The 17017-nt window shown below is 70.6% G+C and carries 9 protein-coding genes; 3 read left to right on the plus strand and 6 right to left on the minus strand.

The window, feature by feature from the left end; translation table 11 throughout:
• Positions 1-376: 376 nt before the first annotated feature.
• From ACFYTQ_RS04380 to ACFYTQ_RS04400, 5 genes are all read right to left on the minus strand, one after another.
• Positions 377-5089: an SbcC/MukB-like Walker B domain-containing protein gene (locus tag ACFYTQ_RS04380; RefSeq protein WP_387357162.1), complete on the minus strand. Its 4713-nt coding sequence runs from the start codon at positions 5087-5089 to the stop codon at positions 377-379.
• Between the two features lie 3 nt (positions 5090-5092).
• Positions 5093-6463 carry a TIGR02678 family protein gene (locus ACFYTQ_RS04385; protein WP_387357163.1) on the minus strand — a complete coding sequence of 457 codons (1371 nt, stop codon included), beginning with the start codon at positions 6461-6463 and terminating at the stop codon, positions 5093-5095.
• Positions 6463-7965 carry a TIGR02677 family protein gene (locus tag ACFYTQ_RS04390; protein WP_387357922.1) on the minus strand — a complete coding sequence of 501 codons (1503 nt, stop codon included), beginning with the start codon at positions 7963-7965 and terminating at the stop codon, positions 6463-6465. Before ACFYTQ_RS04390 ends, ACFYTQ_RS04385 begins: the two co-directional genes overlap by 1 nt.
• A 93-nt stretch (positions 7966-8058) precedes the next feature.
• Entirely contained in the window at positions 8059-8823 is a 765-nt protein-coding gene (locus ACFYTQ_RS04395; protein ID WP_387357164.1) for a DUF2127 domain-containing protein, read from the minus strand.
• 46 nt (positions 8824-8869) lie between these two features.
• Positions 8870-10063, minus strand: a complete 1194-nt coding sequence (locus ACFYTQ_RS04400) for an XRE family transcriptional regulator (RefSeq protein ID WP_387357165.1) — start codon at positions 10061-10063, stop codon at positions 8870-8872.
• A 213-nt stretch (positions 10064-10276) separates the two neighbouring features.
• Between ACFYTQ_RS04400 and ACFYTQ_RS04405 the strand changes: the two genes are divergently transcribed.
• Positions 10277-10582: a hypothetical protein gene (locus ACFYTQ_RS04405; RefSeq protein ID WP_387357166.1), complete on the plus strand. Its 306-nt coding sequence runs from the start codon at positions 10277-10279 to the stop codon at positions 10580-10582.
• A gap of 161 nt (positions 10583-10743) precedes the next feature.
• Here the strand turns inward: ACFYTQ_RS04405 and ACFYTQ_RS04410 are convergent, their stop codons facing one another.
• Positions 10744-11631 carry a PAC2 family protein gene (locus tag ACFYTQ_RS04410; RefSeq protein WP_387357168.1) on the minus strand — a complete coding sequence of 296 codons (888 nt, stop codon included), beginning with the start codon at positions 11629-11631 and terminating at the stop codon, positions 10744-10746.
• Between the two features lie 116 nt (positions 11632-11747).
• Here ACFYTQ_RS04410 and metH point away from each other — a divergent pair, with 116 nt between their 5' ends.
• Together metH and ACFYTQ_RS04420 are read left to right on the plus strand one after the other, a co-directional pair.
• Positions 11748-15326, plus strand: coding sequence for a methionine synthase (gene metH, locus ACFYTQ_RS04415; protein WP_387357170.1), 3579 nt, complete (start codon positions 11748-11750; stop codon positions 15324-15326).
• Positions 15327-15400: 74 nt separating this feature from the next.
• Positions 15401-17008, plus strand: coding sequence for a serine/threonine-protein kinase (locus ACFYTQ_RS04420; protein ID WP_387357172.1), 1608 nt, complete (start codon positions 15401-15403; stop codon positions 17006-17008).
• Positions 17009-17017 lie beyond the last annotated feature (9 nt).

Below are 17017 nucleotides of genomic sequence, written 5' to 3' on the forward strand. Positions count from 1 at the left end.
CCAGCCGCACCCCTTATTCGGATTCGCACCCCTTCTAGAGCCCTGCAAAGGGTGCGAATCCGAATAAAGGGTGCGGCTGTGTTGCCGTACCTGGGGGACCGAAGCATTTCTGGGAGGGCCTATCCCCAAGTGCGGCAACCCGATTCGCACCCTTTATTCGAATCCGCACCCGTTCCAGAGCCCTGTAAGGGGTGCGGATCCGAATAAAGGGTGCGGCTGGGTCGCCATGCCTGGGGGACCGAAGCATTTCTGAGGTGGCCTACCCCCAAGTGCGGCAACCCGATTCGCACCCTTTATTCGAATCCGCACCCGTTCTAGAGCCCTGTAAGGGGTGCGGATCCGAATAAAGGGTGCGGCTGGGTTGCCGTGCCTGGGGTCAGGTGGCGGGGTGGAGGGATTCTTCCAAGGGGATGGCGCCCTCGACGGTGTGGGGGGTGCGGCGGCGGTTGGGGGAGCCTAGGGAGGTGGTGAGGTCGGTGTTGTCGTGTTCGGCGAGGAGGTCGGTGGCGTCCCAGACCAGGAGGGTTGCGCTTACCGTGTTTTCGGCGGCGGAGTGGGCCAGGTCGTAGTGGGCGCAGGCGGGGACGTGGTCGTAGGTGATCCAGAGGTCGTAGCCGGTCATGAAGAGGTCGAGGTCGAAATCGACCGAGAGGCCGAGGAGTTCGCTGCGGCCGTTGTCGTCGACGCCGGCGAAGGCTTCGTCGAGGGCGAGGAGGCGGGGGGCCTGGGGGTCGGCGGAGTCGAGCATGACGTGGGCGGCGGCGAAGAGGGGGAGGTGCAGGGAGACCGACTGTTCGCCGCCGGAGAGGGCGCTGTGGCGGGCGACGGTGAGGCGGTCCTCGGAGCCGTCGGCGGTGACGAGGGTGAACGAGAACACTCGCCAGGTGCGGTAATCCAGTGTGGTGGCGAGGATTTCGGGGTAGGAGCGTTCGGGGTGGGCGGCGCGGGCCGCGCGGATCTCGGCGGCGAAGTGGGCGCGGATGGTGGCGAGGTCGTCGGGGGTGAGGTCGGAGGCGTCGCGGTCGAGCAGTTTGCAGACCGCGCGCGCCGACTCGGAGAGGTTGTCGGCCAGCACCCAGTGCACGCCGATGGTGTTGCCCGAGGACATGCGGCGCTGCTTCATCTCCGCGCCCATGCGGGTGATGAGATCGCGGGCGTCGCCGGTGCGTTCGTGGATCTGCTGGGCGAGTCCGGTCAACAGCGCGTCCTCGAGGATGCGGCGTTCGGCGTCGGTGAGCAGCAACTCCTGATCGGAGCGGGCGCGCGCGATCCGGTCGGCGAAGTCGGCGAGCGCGGCCGTGCCCTGATCGTCGTGCACCTGCACCACCGTCAGGCCGTCCGCGGCGTCCCATTGCAGCCGGTAGTCCTGGCGGGCCGCGGCCAGGGCGGCGTCGAACTCCTGCAATGCCGCGGTCACCGCGCTGCGGGTCGACTTGCGGGCCGCCTCACCCGCCCGCACCGACGCCGTCGCCGCGGAAAGCCCCTCGAACAGCTCGTGCACCTCGTCGGGCAGCACCCGCGAATCCCCTTCGGGCCCACCGGTTTCGATGCGATACAGCAACTGCTCGGGCGTCGACCACGCCGCCTCGCTGCTCGGCCACCGGCAGTGCGCGGGCGCGCCCAGCAGACCGAGCAGATCCGGCCGCGCGTACGGCGCGAGACCGCGGACATCGGCCAGCAGTTCGGTGAGCGCGGTGCCGAGCGCGTCGTGCGCGGCGCGATAGGAACCCTCGGCGGTGCCCACGCCCTCGATGGCGTCGGCGGCGGCCTTGCGCGCCGACTTCTGTTCCGCCCGCGCGGCGTCGATGCGTTCGCGCGCCTGCTCGAGCTCGCGGTCGATATCGGCGGCGCTCGCGCCCAACGCCTCCCGCAGCGTCTCGAGCTTCCGCAGCTGCTCCTCGTATCCCGATCGGGCGGCCTCGGCCTCCTCGGCGAACGCCTCCGCCAGATCCCGCGCCTCGGCCAGCCGATCCTCGGCCTCCCGCGCCCGCTCCTGCTCGCGCACCTGGTCTCCGCGCAACCGCAGCAGCGCGGTCCCGGTGTTCTCGAAATGCCGGATCGCCGCCGCGAGCGCGTCGAGTTCACCCGGATCCCGCGGCGCCCGATGCGCCGCCGCCACCGCCCGCACCTTCTTGTCGGCGGCGGTGAACTCCGCCACCGCCTGATCGAGATCCCGCTCGGCCTGCGCCGCCGCCTCCGACCGCGACCGCAGCACACCCGCCGCCTCGGAGACCGCCCGCAGCGCCGTGGTGACCGCGCTCGTGCGCGGTAACCCCTTGGCGGCGGCGGAGATTTGCGCCAGCTCCGCGGTCGCCGCCCGCTCCTCGGCCCGCGCGACCACCTCCGCCGCCTCGGCCGCCTCGATGGCCGCCGCGATCTCGGCCAGCCGCGCCTCCCGCCGCCGAGCCCGAGCCGTCGCCCCGATGAATTCGGCGTGCGGCTTGCCGTGCCGTCCCAACCGCACGCCGTGGTGGAAGCGCCCGTCGAGGCAAATGCTCAGCTCCCCAACGGATTCCATGCCAGAAGCGCCGGTACGCGTCGCCGTAGTCCCGAAGGGGGCCTCGTCAGCCGCCAACTCGTCGGTCGCCGCCCCACCGACGTGCGCGCGGGAGCCAACGGCCTGAACCCTGTCCGCCGCAGGGACAGAAATGCTTTCGTTGCCCGCTCGGGAAGCGGTGGCGGTGGTTCCACTGTCCGTGGCGGTGGCAACCGTTGCAGCGGGCGTGCTGTCCGTGGCCGTAGCGGCGGTCGTGCCCGCGGGTTGGCCGGTCGTAGCCGTAGCGGCAAACGTGCCCGCGTCCTTGCTGGTGATAGCAGCGGTCGCGTCGGTAGTTTCGTTGGCAGTGGCTGCAACCGAGGTTCCGGTGGTGGCGTCGGCACTCGTGGTTTCGCGCGCCGCGGCGGCGACGGTGGTTCCAGTGGCTGTGGCGGCACCCTTGGCTTTCCTAGCGGTGGCCCTGGTGACCGCCGTGTTGTCGTCCTTCGGCTCCGCCGCCCCGGCGCCAACCCCGAGCGCACCCCGACCGTCGGCTACCGTGCCCGCCCCATTCAGCGAACCGCGCAGGGCGATCGATTCCAACACCCCCGCAACCGCTTCCACCCCGCACCCGTCCTCGACCACGAGCACATCGGCCAGCGTGCGCCCCGACGGCCGCTGATTCTCCGGCAACGGCACCAGGAACTGGTCCGACTCGTGCTCGGGGATCTCGTCGCACACCCACCCGTCGAGTAGGTCGGCGGCGTGCAGCGCGGCCTCGAGAGCGGCCGCCTCGTCGGGCGAGACGTGGTCGGCGAAGCGCACCAGCCGCCACAGCGGTGCGCCCGGACGGTCTACGCGGGAGTCGGTGCGGGCGGCGGAAGGTGGTGGGGCGTCGTCCTTTTCGGCGGCGATCTCGGCTTGTTCGGAGCGCAGCGACGCGATCCGGGTGACGGCCTGCTCGGCCGTGGTGCGGGCCTGTTGGCGTCGGGCGCGGATCTCCTCGGTGAGGGGTTCGGTGCGGTCGGCGAAGACCTCGGCGAGGGTGGGGGCGTCGTCGGAACCGGTGTCGGCGAGGGCCGAGTCGAGGGCCTCGAACAGGCCCTTGCGGACCGGACCGAGCACGTCGCGGTGCTCGTCCCACCAATTTCGCAGGGCGGCAGCGGAATTGGAGCGGGCCAGGGTGACGGCGGCCTCGGCCTCGGCGAGGGCCGCGGCGGCGGCGTCGCGTTGTTCGGTGGCGCGTTGCGCGGAGCGCTCGGCCCGGGTGCGATCCGCGGTGGCGGTCTCGACGAGCGTGAGGGCCTTGCGGACCGCGCGCACGTCGGCGTCGCGTTCCTCGGCGTGGCCGCGCACGGTCGTGGTGAGCTGTTCGGCGCGAGCCTGTTCCGGCAGTGCCGCCCAGGCGATTCCGGCCTCCTCGGCGGCGGCGCGCAGTTCGTCCTCGCCCCGCGCGAGCGCCCCGGTCGCGTTCTCGACCGTCGAGCGGGCCCGTTCGGCCTCGGCGGTGCGCTGCGCGACGGTCTGCTGCGCCTTGGTGGCCTTGTCGCGGTGCACTGCCGCCGAGGTCTCCAGGCGGCGCACGGCGTCGGCGAGGTCGTCGAGTTGCTGTTTGCCCTCGTAGGCACCGGAACGCTGTAAGGTCTCCCGATCGGCGAGCGCCTGCTCGTACGCGCGATCGGCCTCCTCGGCGCGCACCTCCGCGGCGGCGCGCTCGGTTTCGCGGCGCTCCCGCAATGCCGTCGCCGCGAACAGCGCGGTACTGGCATGGGTGACCGCGTCGAGCCGGGACCGCACCTGATCGACATCCGACTTCGCCTGCACCCCAAGATATTTGCGATACACCCCGACGAAAGCCCGCGTGGCGGAGTCGGCTTGGGCCAGCCCCTCCAGCGTGCGCCCGACCTCCTCCATATCGCTGAACGACCGCGCCGCGTCGAGGATCAGCTGTTCGTCGAGCGGCCGCAATCCGTCGGTCAGCGCCTGCGACAACCCGCGCGGGTCCAGATTCTTGGCCAGCTGCGGACGCCGCAGCGTCAGAATGAGATTGATCAACTGGTCGTAGCGCTGCAAGCCGAGCCCGAACATGCGCGCGTCGATCGCGGCGCGATAGTCCACCGGCCGATCGGTGATGGCGTCGGTGCCGATCTGCTCGGCCAGCTGTTTGCGCGTCAGTGGCCGGTCGTCGGGACCGATCAGCGAGAAGTCCACGCCGACCCGCCCGTCGGCGACGAAATACCAGCGCGTCACCTTGTCCGAGGACCGGGTGGCGCGCATCCCGATGCCGACCGTGACCACCTCCGGCTCGGCCCAGCTGCCGCGCGCGAACTCCATCCACACATACGAGTACGCCGATTCCTGCTTGCGGTACAGCAGATTCGACTTCATCGTCCGTTCCTCACCGGCGAACGGGTTGAGCCGTCGCGGTTCGATGCGGCCGTCGAACACGAACGGGAACAGCACCTCGAGGGCCTTGGTCTTCCCCGAGCCGTTGGGTCCGCGCAGCACCAGCCGCCCGTCGGCGAAGCAGAACTCCTGATCGCGGTAGTCCCACAGATTGATGATCCCGGCGCGGGTGGGGACGAAACGAACGCCACCGTGAATGAGGTCCATCGGTCATTCCCTTCCCAGATGCGTTGCCGAGGCGAACAATTCGGACTCCGCGCGGGTGCGGACGGTGACGATCGCGCCGCGATAGCGGGCCAGGGCGGGCAGGATCAGCAGACCGTCGGCCAGCACCTCGACCAGGCGCAGCCGCTCCAGCAGCGCCACCACCTCCTTGGTCAGCCCCGGCACGTCGGCCTGCCACTGCGCGGCGAAGGTGGAGCCGTAGCGGTGGGTCAGCGCCTGCACCGTCTCGTGGATCCACTCCCAGGCGAGGAACGGATGTTCGGGAATCTCGGTGTCGCCCAACGGTTCCGGGTCGTCCTCGGCGGGCTCCGCGGGTTCGGGCACCACCAGCGGCGCGAACACCGTCGCCCGCGGAATCGCCTGATCGAGCTGATCGATGAGCGTCGTCGCGGGCTCCGGCCGCGGTCGCCGCGCGACCGGCGCGTCGAGATCGAGCACCACATCGGCGATCTCGCCGACCAGCAGCAACGCCACCTGGGCGAGCGTGCCGGTACCGGGGAACCGCACATCGGACAACCGGCCCGACACATCGATGAGCGCGACGCCCTCGGCCCGGCGTTCGGCGCGCAGCCCGGTGAGCAGTTCGACCTCGCTCACCATCCGATCGGTGCCCAGCAGCGCGCGCTCGTCCGCGGTCAGCTCCTCGGCGTATACCACCGGCGACTCCACCAGCGCCCGCCGCACCCGCCGCGCCGCCGCCGCGCGTGGGGTGGAACCGCTTGCGCCGCCGTCGGTTTCGTCGGCGAACAGTCCCCGCACGCTGTCGAGATGCTGCACCGCCCGCGGCGGCCGGAACACCGCGAACACCACCGACCGGTCGATGTCGTAGAGCGCCTCCCCGGCCTCCGGATCCGCGGCCCACCCGCCCGCGTCGCCGTCGGCCAGCGTCAGCGCCCCGCGTGCGCCCAGCCAGGCGACCGCGTCGACGAACGCGTCCCGGTCGGCCGCCCGGTCGGTGGCGAGTTCGAGCCCGTCCACCCGCGTGGCGTAGGACGCGACCTGATCGGCCAACTCCGACAATGTGATCTGATCGCCCGCGCGGCCCAGCGCCGCCAGCGCGAGCGCCAGATACGCGTAGCGGCGGCGGTCGAAGACGCGCTCGGCGGGCGTGCGCGCCGGACGGCCGGCGTCGAGCCGGTCCACCACCGGGAACAGCCGTGCGGTGGTCTCGGTGACCTCCAGCCGGTAGCCGAACAACTCCGCCAGATCCTCGCGCAGCTCGGTGGCCCAGCGCCGGATCAGCGCCAGCGCGATGCGATCCGGAAACGTCCGGGTCACCAGGTGATTGGCGAGGATCACCCGGGCGGCCCGCTGATAGCTGTCGAGGGTGAGCGGGTCGATCGTGCGCGCGTGCATCACAACCGCCCGGCCGCCGCCCGGCCGCGCGGATTCTCGCGCACGGTCAGGCGCCGGTGGTCGAGATACAGCAGTCCGCGCGCGGTCCGCACCACGGTCGAGCGCGGATGCTCGGCGACGGTGAGGGTGACCCCGCTGTCGGAACCCGTTGTGCCCGAGACCCGTCCGCTGACCGGCACCCAGGCCGTGGAGGCGGCGTCGAGCAGCCGCAGCAGCACCTCGGTCTCGCGCTCGTCGAGCACCCGCTCGTACACGTCGGCCGAGGCCAGCGAGCGCGCCGCCTCGGCCCGGCGGCGCTGCGCGTCGAGCTGGGACGCGCGCAGCCGCCGCACCCCCGCGTCGTTGCGCTGGATGCGCGAGGGCGCGCCGGGGGAGGGCGGGCGACCGGTTTCGGCGAGGGTGCGGGCGATCTCCAACGGCGGTGCGTCCCACCAGGATCGGATCGGCGGGATGATATCGGCGTCGGGATGTTCCATCGCCAGATGCCGGGGGCGGCCCAGCCCGAACACCGCGTCGAACAGGGCGTGCGCGCTCTCGGTGGTCGGCGCGGCGGTGAACCATCCGGCCAGGTGCCGCAGCGCCGACTCCCGGCTCACCCCGCCCCGGCGGGTCTCGGTCACCCGGCGCAGCAGCGACAGCACCGCCGCGATCGCGCTCATCGTCGCCTCGCGCAGCCGCTCGGCCTCGGTCTGCGGACCGCCCTCGGCCGCACCGGCTTCCGCGGCGGTGGCCACGAACCAGCCGCGCAGCCCGTGCCAGCGCGCCCGCCAGTCGGCCTCCCGGTCCGCGCGCGAGAGCAGCACCCGTTCGTCGCACGCGCCCGCGCGGGCGATGAGGTCGTCGACGCCGGTGTCCTCCACCTCGGCGATGGCCGCGGCCAGCCGGGGCGCGAAACGCGCCAGATCCATGCTGAATTCGCGCATGTGCGCCAGCAGCGCGTCCTTGTGCGCGAGGAACGCCTCCGGCGTCGCCTCGGTGGTGCGCACCAGATCGCCCAGCGTCAGATAGAAATGGGCGGCGCGATCGGCCAATTCGGATAGGGCGGTATCGAGGCGGTTCAGCACGCGATAGACCCGTTCGGCGTCCCCGGCCCGGTTCGCCGCGGCGAGCGCGTGCAGATCCGAGAGCAGTTCGGGCAGCACCAGGCGCGACAGCGCCGCCTCGTCGAGCCGCGCGCCGAGCACCTCGGCGACCGACCGGTATGCCTGATAGCCCGCGCGGGAGAACTGATACACGAAGTGGCGGTTGCGGTATTCGGCCAGCGTCGCCGCGCGGGTGCCGTCGTAACTGCGTTCCAGCACACCCCACTGATGCAACTGCTCAAGCAGCGGACCGACCTCGGTGGCGGTCAACCGCGGCGCGTCGGGGAGCCGGGTGAGCGTGTCGGCGACGTCGCTGGCGTGCAGCAGCACCACGTAGGCCGCGCGCGCGTGATCGAATGCCCGCAGCACCCACAGGTATTCGCCGCGCTTCTCGGCGGTCGCGAAGGAGAACAGCCGCAGTCGCTCCTCGACCGCCGCCGCGAATGTCACGCGGCCGTAGTCGAGGGGCAGCAATCCTTCAGCTGACTCGGTCACCGGCACGAGGGTAGCCCATCAGGCGGCGTCGGCCGCGACGGCCGCGCGTTCGACGGTGAGCAGGCTCTCCTCGCTGTGCTCGGCGTGGTAGGCGCGCCCGCCGCCGTTGATCCCGAACAGCCGTTTCGACCAGAGCAGCCACAGCACGGCCGCGATGTTGATCAGCAGCGCGCCCAGGCGCACCACCGTGATCCGCTCGGTCAGCTCGTAGATCTCCAGCGGCAGGAACAAACCCGTCGCGACCACCGCGAAGTACTCGCCCCAGCGCCGCACCAGCCACAGGCCCACGGCCTCCACGAGTTCGATTGCGGCATAGGCGAGCAAACCGATGGCGATCCAGGTGAGTGTGGTCGGCGACAGCGTCCAACCCTCCTGGATGAAGTGCACGATCTTGGAATTGTCCGGGTTCCAGCCGATCTGGTCGGCCAGCGGCTGGATCAGCGGCAGCTCCTTCTCGAACGCGGACTTCAGCTCCGCCTGCGAGTTGCGCACCTTGAACACGCCCGCCGCGAGCGCGATGAACACCAGCCCGCGCAGCACCCGCTCGACGGCCAGCAGCCGCATGATGAACCGGTCGCGCAGCAGCCGCCCGCGCGGCACCTCGGGCGCCTCGTCGGCCGGGCCACGGTAGCGCGGCTCGCCGATCACGAAGTCGCCGCAGCGCAGGCACCGCCACGCCGGACCGGCGGGCGTCGAAACATGCAGGCGCGCGGCCAGTTCCGGCTCGTCGGGGGCGTAGGTCTCGTGTCCTCGCCACGAGCACGTCCGCAGGCTGAAGTCCATTGGCGGAGCCTAGCAACGGGGTGTGACAGATGGCGGGGACGCGCGGCTACCCGGTGGTCAGCGAGCGCAACTGCTCGAGGTAGTCGCGGGTGCGCGGGTCGCCCGGGAAGCGTTCGATCATCTCGCGCGCGGCCTCGCCCGCGATCCACAGCAGCGACGGCAGCGAGCGGCGCTTGCCCGCGAAGGCGCGCATCCCCTCGTCCACGGCCAGCTCCAGATCGCGGTCGCGCACCGCCACCACGGCCAGGGTCAGCTGCGCCTCCGACACCCGCATCGGGCGGCGGATGATGCCGTCCGGTCCGGTCGAGGTCCGGATGACCTGGCGCGCATAGCTTTCCGCGAGCCGATCGTCGCCCACGACCCGGCAGCAGTCCATGGCGTAGAAGTCGAATTTGCCCGGGTCGACGACGAAATGATTGTCCAGATTGGCCGGATGGTCCAGGCCGTCGAGGATCGCGCGGCCGCGCCGCAGCGCGTTCTCCATCTCGTCGCGGTCGCCGATGCGGGCCCACGCCTTGGCCTGCTGCGCGGCCAGTTGCACGCCGACGCCGTGGTCGCCGGTCAGGCTCAGACCCGACTCGGCGGCCCCGATCGCGCCGCGATAGTTGCCCTGGGTCAGGGCGAACCAGGCCGCCATTTCCGCTCCCCAGCCCTGGATTTCGGCGTGTTCGGCCTCGTGGCCCAGCGATACCGCCGCCCGGCGGGTGGCCTCCGCGGTGGTGCGCCAGCCGAGGTCGTAATCCACGCAACCGACCAGCAATGCGACCCAACCGGCCAGTACGAGAACCTCGCGATGCTGCGCGAGGGTGAGCCGGCCGTCCAGCAGCGAGGTGATCCGGCGCAGCCACGCGGTGCCCTCGGCGTGCAGTTCCATCGGGTCGGCACAAGGGTATTCGCAGCACATCCGCTCGGCGGTGATCCGGATGGCGTCCAGCGTCGCCGACGACACGTCCGACATCCGCAGGCGCCCGATGAATTCCAGGGTGTCCATGCCGGTGGAGGAAATCAGCTCGTCGTCGCGGTTGGGGCGGGCCTTGGGGAAGAACGCCGCGGTCACCGTGTCGAAGGCGGCGGCGATGATGGGCGCGTAGAAGTCGTCCGGGCGCGACTCGCCGGACTCCCAACGGCGCCAGTTCCGTAGCAGCGTGGAATCGGTGGGTAGGTTGTGAGAGGACTTGGCGCGCATGGCTCGGACGGCGTCTGCCTGCGACCACCCCCGAGCATCTCGCTCCGAACGCATCCGAACAGCCCAGACGGGTCGATCGTCACCAGCGGTCACCTCTGTAGTATCCCACCAGTTAACGCAAGATGGCCCGGATAGGGCACACAGTTGTCCCCGCATTGACATCTGCAATTGCATTTGTGCGTACCGCATGCTGAACAGAGCACGAGAACAGCGAATTCAATCCACGTCCCTACGGAGGTCCGGGTGGAAGCGTTGATCTATGGATACGTGCGTGACGACTTGGCCGATGGGCACACCGAGGAGCTCGAGGACGCCATGTGCAGCCTCGCCGCGTCCGCAGGACTCTGCTTCGCCGCGACCTTCCACGAATCGCCCGCCGGGGACGGTACGGCGTTCGCGGAACTGACCGCCGAGCTGCGCCGTGCCGACGCGCATCACGTCGTGGTGCCGTCGCTGGATCACCTTGCGGGCCAGACGATTCCACGCGACCTGCTGATCGCGAAGCTGGCGCACGACGCCGCGGCGCGGGTCTGGACGATCGAGGACTGCTCGGAAGTGCGGACCGCATCGTAGCTTTCGGGGTCCGTTCGGCGGAATTCGCTGGGCCGCAGGGCCTTCGCCCGCGATGAAACGGCCCGTATGTCGGAAATGCCGGAGTCGCAACGACTTCCGCCGCTCTCACCGACCGGTCGGTCTGCGGTCGGCCCGAGCGAGCCCGGGCCGACCGCCCTCGGTCAGAGCCCGAAGCCGCCCGGCCGGCCGCGGCGGCGCAGATACTTCTCGAACTCCGCCGCGATGGCGTCGCCGTCGATCTTGGCCATCGCCTCGTTGAGATCGACCGCCGCGTCCCCGCGCTCCTCGAGCGAGCGCACGTACTCGGTGACCTCCTCGTCGCCCGCGGTCATCTCGTCGACCGCCGCCTCCCAGTCCTCGGCCTGGGCGGGCAGCTCCCCGAGCGGGACCTCGATGTCGAGCACGTCCTCGACCCGGTGCAGCAGCGCGATGGTCGCCTTCGGATTCGGCGGCTGGGACACGTAGTGCGGGACGGCCGCCCAGAACGAGATGGCGGGCACGCCCGCGCGCACGCACGCGTCCTGGAGGACGCCGGTGATGCCGGTCGGGCCCTCGTAGCGGGTCTGTTCCAGATTGAAGGCCTCGGCCGCCTCCTTGCTGTAGGCGGTGCCGGTGACCGGAACAGGCCGGGTGTGCGGCGTGTCGGCGAGCAACGCGCCGAGGATGACGACCGTGGTGACGCCGAGCTGTTCGACGAGTTCGAGGATGTCGGTGCAGAAGCTGCGCCAGCGCATGTTCGGCTCGATGCCGTGCAAAAGGACCACATCGCGCTCGCTGCCCGGGGGCGAGCACACCGACAGGGTGGTCGACGGCCACTGGATCTCGCGGGTGACGCCGTCCACCTGGCGCACCGTCGGCCTGTTCACCTGGTAGTCGTAGTAGTCCTCGGAGTCGAGTTCGGCTAGGGGTTCGGCGTCCCAGATCAGTTCCAGATGTTCCACGGCGCCGCTGGCCGCGTCGGCCGCGTCGTTCCAGCCCTCGAAGGCGGCGACGAGGACCGGATCGCGCAGCGTCGGCAGTTCCGGATCGGGTGTTGCGCTGGGGTTCACTCGCACAGCCTACGGGTTCGGGGCCTTGCTGTTCACCGCATAACCTTCCGAACCTGCGTGTCGCCGGCGGCCGAGCGGTCGGCGGACTGTCGGCGACTCCCTTTACTCTTGAGTACATGTCTGTGACCCCTCGCGCCGAGTTCGATACCACGCTGCTCGACACGCTGGCCCGCTGTGTCGTGATCGGTGACGGCGCGATGGGCACCATGTTGCAGGCGGCGGAGCTGTCCCTCGACGACTTCCGCGGGCTCGAGGGCTGTAACGAGATCCTCAACGAGACCCGCCCCGACGTGCTGCGACACATCCATCGCGCCTACTTCGAGGCCGGGGCCGACGCGGTCGAGACCAACACCTTCGGCTGCAACCTGCCCAACCTCGCCGACTACGACATCGCCGACCGCATCCGCGACCTCTCCGAGCGCGGCACCCGCCTGGCCCGCGAGGTGGCCGACGAGATGGGCCCGACCGCGTACGGCACCCCGCGCTACGTGCTCGGCTCGATGGGCCCCGGCACCAAGCTGCCGACGCTGGGCCACGCGCCCTTCCACGCCCTGCGCGACGCCTACACCGAGTCCGCGCTCGGCATGCTCGACGGCGGCGCCGACGCCATCCTCATCGAGACCTGCCAGGACCTGTTGCAGGTCAAGGCCGCGGTCATCGGCTCGCGCCGGGCCATGGCACGGGCGGGTCGCCGCATCCCGATCATCACCCACGTCACCGTCGAGACCACCGGCACCATGCTGGTCGGCAGCGAGATCGGCGCGGCGCTCACCGCGATCGAACCGCTCGGCGTCGATATGATCGGACTCAACTGCGCCACCGGCCCGGATGAGATGAGCGAACATCTGCGGCATCTGTCCAAGCACGCGCGAATCCCGGTGTCGGTCATGCCCAACGCGGGCCTGCCCGTGCTGGGCGCCAACGGCGCGGAGTACCCGCTCACCCCGGAGGAGTTGGCCGGCGCGCTGCGCGGATTCGTCACCGAATTCGGCCTGGCCCTGGTCGGCGGCTGCTGCGGCACCACCCCCGAACACATCCGGCAGGTGGCCGAGGCCGTCGCCGAGGTGACCCCCGCGGTCCGCGCGCCCGAACACGAGCCGAGCGTGTCGAGCATGTACACCGCCGTGCCGTTCGAGCAGGACGCCTCGGTGCTGATGATCGGCGAGCGCACGAATGCCAACGGCTCCAAGGCCTTCCGCGAGGCCATGCTCGCGGGGGACTGGCAGAAGTGCCTCGACATCGCCAAGGACCAGACCCGCGACGGCGCGCACATGCTCGATCTGTGCGTCGACTACGTCGGCCGCGACGGCACCGCCGACATGAGCGAACTGGCCTCGCGGCTGGCGACGGCCTCGACGCTGCCGATCATGTTGGACTCCACCGAGACTCCCGTGCTGCGGGCGGGCCTGGAACATCTGGGCGGCCGCTGCGCGGTCAACTCGGTGAACTACGAGGACGGCGCGGGCCCGGACTCGCGCTTCCAGCAGACCATGAAGCTGGTCGCCGAGCACGGCGCGGCGGTGGTCGCGCTGACCATCGACGAGGAGGGCCAGGCCCGCACGGCCGCCAAGAAGGTCGAGATCGCCGAGCGGCTGATCGACGACATCACCGGCAACTGGGGCCTCGCCGAATCCGACATCATCATCGACACGCTGACCTTCACCCTCGGCACCGGCCAGGAGGAGTCGCGCCGCGACGGCATCGAGACCATCGAGGCCATCCGCGAACTCAAGCGACGGCATCCCGACGTGCAGACCACCCTCGGCCTGTCGAACATCTCCTTCGGCCTGAACCCGGCCGCCCGACAGGTGCTGAACTCGGTGTTCATGCACGAATGTGTCCAGGCCGGGCTGGATTCGGCGATCGTGCACGCGTCGAAGATCCTGCCGATCTCGCGGATTCCGGAGGAGCAGCGCGAGACCGCGCTCGATCTGGTCTACGACCGCCGCCGCGAGGGTTACGACCCGTTGCAGAAGCTGATGGCCCTGTTCGAGGGCGTGTCGACGTCGTCGTCCAAGGCGTCGCGCGCCGAGGAGCTCGCGGCGCTGCCGCTGTTCGAGCGCCTCGAGCGGCGCATCGTCGACGGGGAGAAGGCCGGGATGGAGGCCGACCTCGACGAGGCCATGGAAACGGTGCCGCCGCTGCGGATCATCAACGAGACGCTGCTGTCGGGCATGAAGACCGTGGGCGAGCTGTTCGGCTCGGGGCAGATGCAGCTGCCGTTCGTGTTGCAGTCGGCCGAGGTGATGAAGGCCGCGGTGGCGTACCTGGAACCGCATATGGAGGCCACCGACGATTCCGGCAAGGGCCGCATCGTGCTGGCCACGGTCAAGGGCGATGTGCACGACATCGGCAAGAACCTGGTCGACATCATCCTGTCCAACAACGGCTACGAGGTCGTGAATCTCGGTATCAAACAACCCATTTCGGCCATCCTCGACGCCGCCTCGGACAAGAAGGCCGATGTCATCGGCATGTCCGGCCTGCTGGTCAAGTCCACGGTGGTGATGAAGGAGAACCTCGAGGAGATGAACTCCCGCGGGGTGGCCGAGCAGTTCCCGGTGCTGCTGGGCGGCGCGGCGCTGACCCGCTCCTACGTCGAGAACGATCTCACCGACGTGTACGAGGGCGATGTGCACTACGCCCGCGACGCCTTCGAGGGCCTGCGGCTCATGGACGACATCATGACCCGCAAGCGCGGCGGCGGGCCCGATCCGGATTCGCCCGAGGCCGTGGCCGAGCGCGAGAAGGCCGCCGAGCGCAAGGCCCGGCACGAGCGGTCCCAGCGGATCGCGGCCGAACGGCGCGCCAACGAGGTGCCGGTGGAGGTGCCCGCGCGCTCGGACGTCGCCGCGGATCTACCGGTCGCGGTGCCGCCGTTCTGGGGCACGCGGGTGATCAAAGGTCTTGGCGTGCACGAGTATTCGGGCCTGCTCGACGAGCGGGCGCTGTTCCTCGGGCAGTGGGGGCTGCGCGGTCAGCGCGGCGGCGACGGCCCCACCTACGAGGAGCTGGTGGAGACCGAGGGACGCCCGCGGCTGCGGTACTGGCTGGATCGGCTCACCGCCGAGGGCGTGTTGCAGCACGCGGCGATCGTGTACGGGTACTTCCCGGCGGTGTCCGAGGGCGACGACGTGGTCGTGCTGACCGAGCCGAATCCCGATGCGCCGCAACGGTATCGGTTCACCTTCCCGCGACAGCAGCGGGACCGGTTCCTGTGCATCGCCGATTTCGTGCGGTCGCGCGAGCTGGCGGCCGAGCGCGGGCAGGTGGATGTGCTGCCGTTCCAACTGGTCACCATGGGCCAGCCGATCGCCGATTTCGCCAACGAGCTGTTCGCGGCGAACAACTATCGCGACTATCTGGAGGTGCACGGGATCGGCGTGCAGCTCACCGAGGCGCTGGCCGAGTACTGGCACCGGCGCATCCGCGAGGAGTTGGTGCTCGAGGGGCACGCGGTCGCCGAGGAGGATCCCGCCGACGTCCAGGAGTATTTCAAGCTCGGATACCGGGGCGCCCGTTACTCTTTCGGCTACGGCGCCTGCCCCGAGCTGGAGGATCGCGCCAAGCTCGTGTCGTTGTTGGAGTCCGAGCGCATCGGTGTGACACTGTCGGAGGAGTTGCAACTGCATCCGGAGCAGTCGACGGATGCGTTCGTCCTGCTGCATCCGGAAGCGAAATACTTCAACGCGTAGGATTTTCGAGTTTCCGGGCTTCGCGCGGAGTGGGTAGACGACTCGGCGTGTGAGCGCAGGAGGGGTACAACATCATGACGTCAGACCGGCTGATCGCGGGACGATATCGACTCGGCGACCCCATCGGCACCGGTGCGATGGGCGTCGTGTGGCGCGCCAGCGACGTCCGCCTGCGGCGGACCGTGGCGGTCAAGCAGCTCCTGCTCGCGCCGGGCCTGACCCGCTCGCAGGCGGTCGAGGCGAAGATGCGCGCGATGCGGGAGGGCCGGATCGCCGCGCGGCTGCATCACCCGAACGCGGTCACGGTCTTCGACGTCGCCGAGGAGGACGGCCAGCCCTGGCTGGTGATGGAGTTCGTCGACGCGCCGAGCCTGGCCACGCTCATGCGGGAGAAGGGTCCGCTCGATCCGCGCGAGGTCGCGCGGATCGGGGCGAAGGTCGCCGCCGCGCTGGCCGCCGCGCACGAGGCGGGGATCGTACATCGCGACGTCAAACCCGCCAATATCCTGGTCGCCGACAACGGGACGGCGAAGATCACCGACTTCGGCATCTCGCGCGCGGTCGGCGATGTGACGGTCACCTCCACCGGATTCCTCGCCGGGACTCCCGCCTACCTCTCGCCGGAGATCGCCCGGGGCGAGAATCCGGAACCCTCCTCGGACGTGTTCGCGCTCGGCTCGACGCTGTACGCGGCGGTCGAGGGGCAACCGCCGTTCGGGGAGGGGGACAACCCCTTGGCCGTGCTGCATTCGGTCGCCCGCGCCGAGGTGACCCAGCCCACGCGCGCCGGGGTGCTGGGTCCGGTGCTGATGGCGCTGCTGGCGGCCGAGCCCGGCGACCGCCCGAGCATGCGCGAGGCGCAGGAGGCGCTCGAGGCCGTCGCCGAGGGCCGCACCCCCGATCTCGCCCCCACCGCGACCAAGGTGCTTCCCGCGCCCGGCGCACCGGTCGATCCCGCGGCCGCCACCACGGTGCTCGCGACCGGCGCGGCCGCCACCGGCGACGCGAACGCCCAGACCATGCACCTGGCCACCGGACCGGCCAGTGGCGGTACCAGACCCGCTGTGCCGCAACCGAATTCGACCGATTCCACGCGTCGCCGCCTGCTCCTCGTCGGCGCCGCCGCGGCCGCGGTCGTCCTGGTCCTGGTGATCGGCATCGCCGCCCTCGCCCTGCGCGGCGGCAACAACGACACCCGGAACGCGGCCGTCCCCCCGGCCGCCGCCCCCACCAACACCGAGACACCCACCCCCGCGGCACCCACCACCGCTGCCCCCACGACGTCGGCGGCCCCCTCGCCCTCCCCGTCCCCGACCCCCAGCCCCACCCCGAGCCAGACCACCACCCCACCGCCCACGACCACCGTCGCCCCGCCGCCGCCCGCCGCCAACCCGGTGGCCTTCGTCTCCGGTTACTACGGCATGCTCCCCGGCAATATCAGCGGCGCCTGGTCCTCCCTGTCCCCGTCCTATCAGTCCCGTACCGGCGGCTACGACTCCTATGTCCGCTTCTGGAGTCAATTCCGCGCCGTCTCCGCCTCCAATGTCACCCAATCCGGCGACACCGTGACCGCCACCATCACCTACACCTACAAGAACGGCGGCTCCGAATCCGAACGCCGCTGGTTCCGGGTGGGCAACGACAACGGCCGCACCGTCATCCTCGACTCCCAGACCGGCTGACCCCGCCCG

The organism is Nocardia sp. NPDC004068 (assembly GCF_042874315.1).
In the GTDB taxonomy this organism is placed as follows: Bacteria; Actinomycetota; Actinomycetes; order Mycobacteriales; family Mycobacteriaceae; genus Nocardia.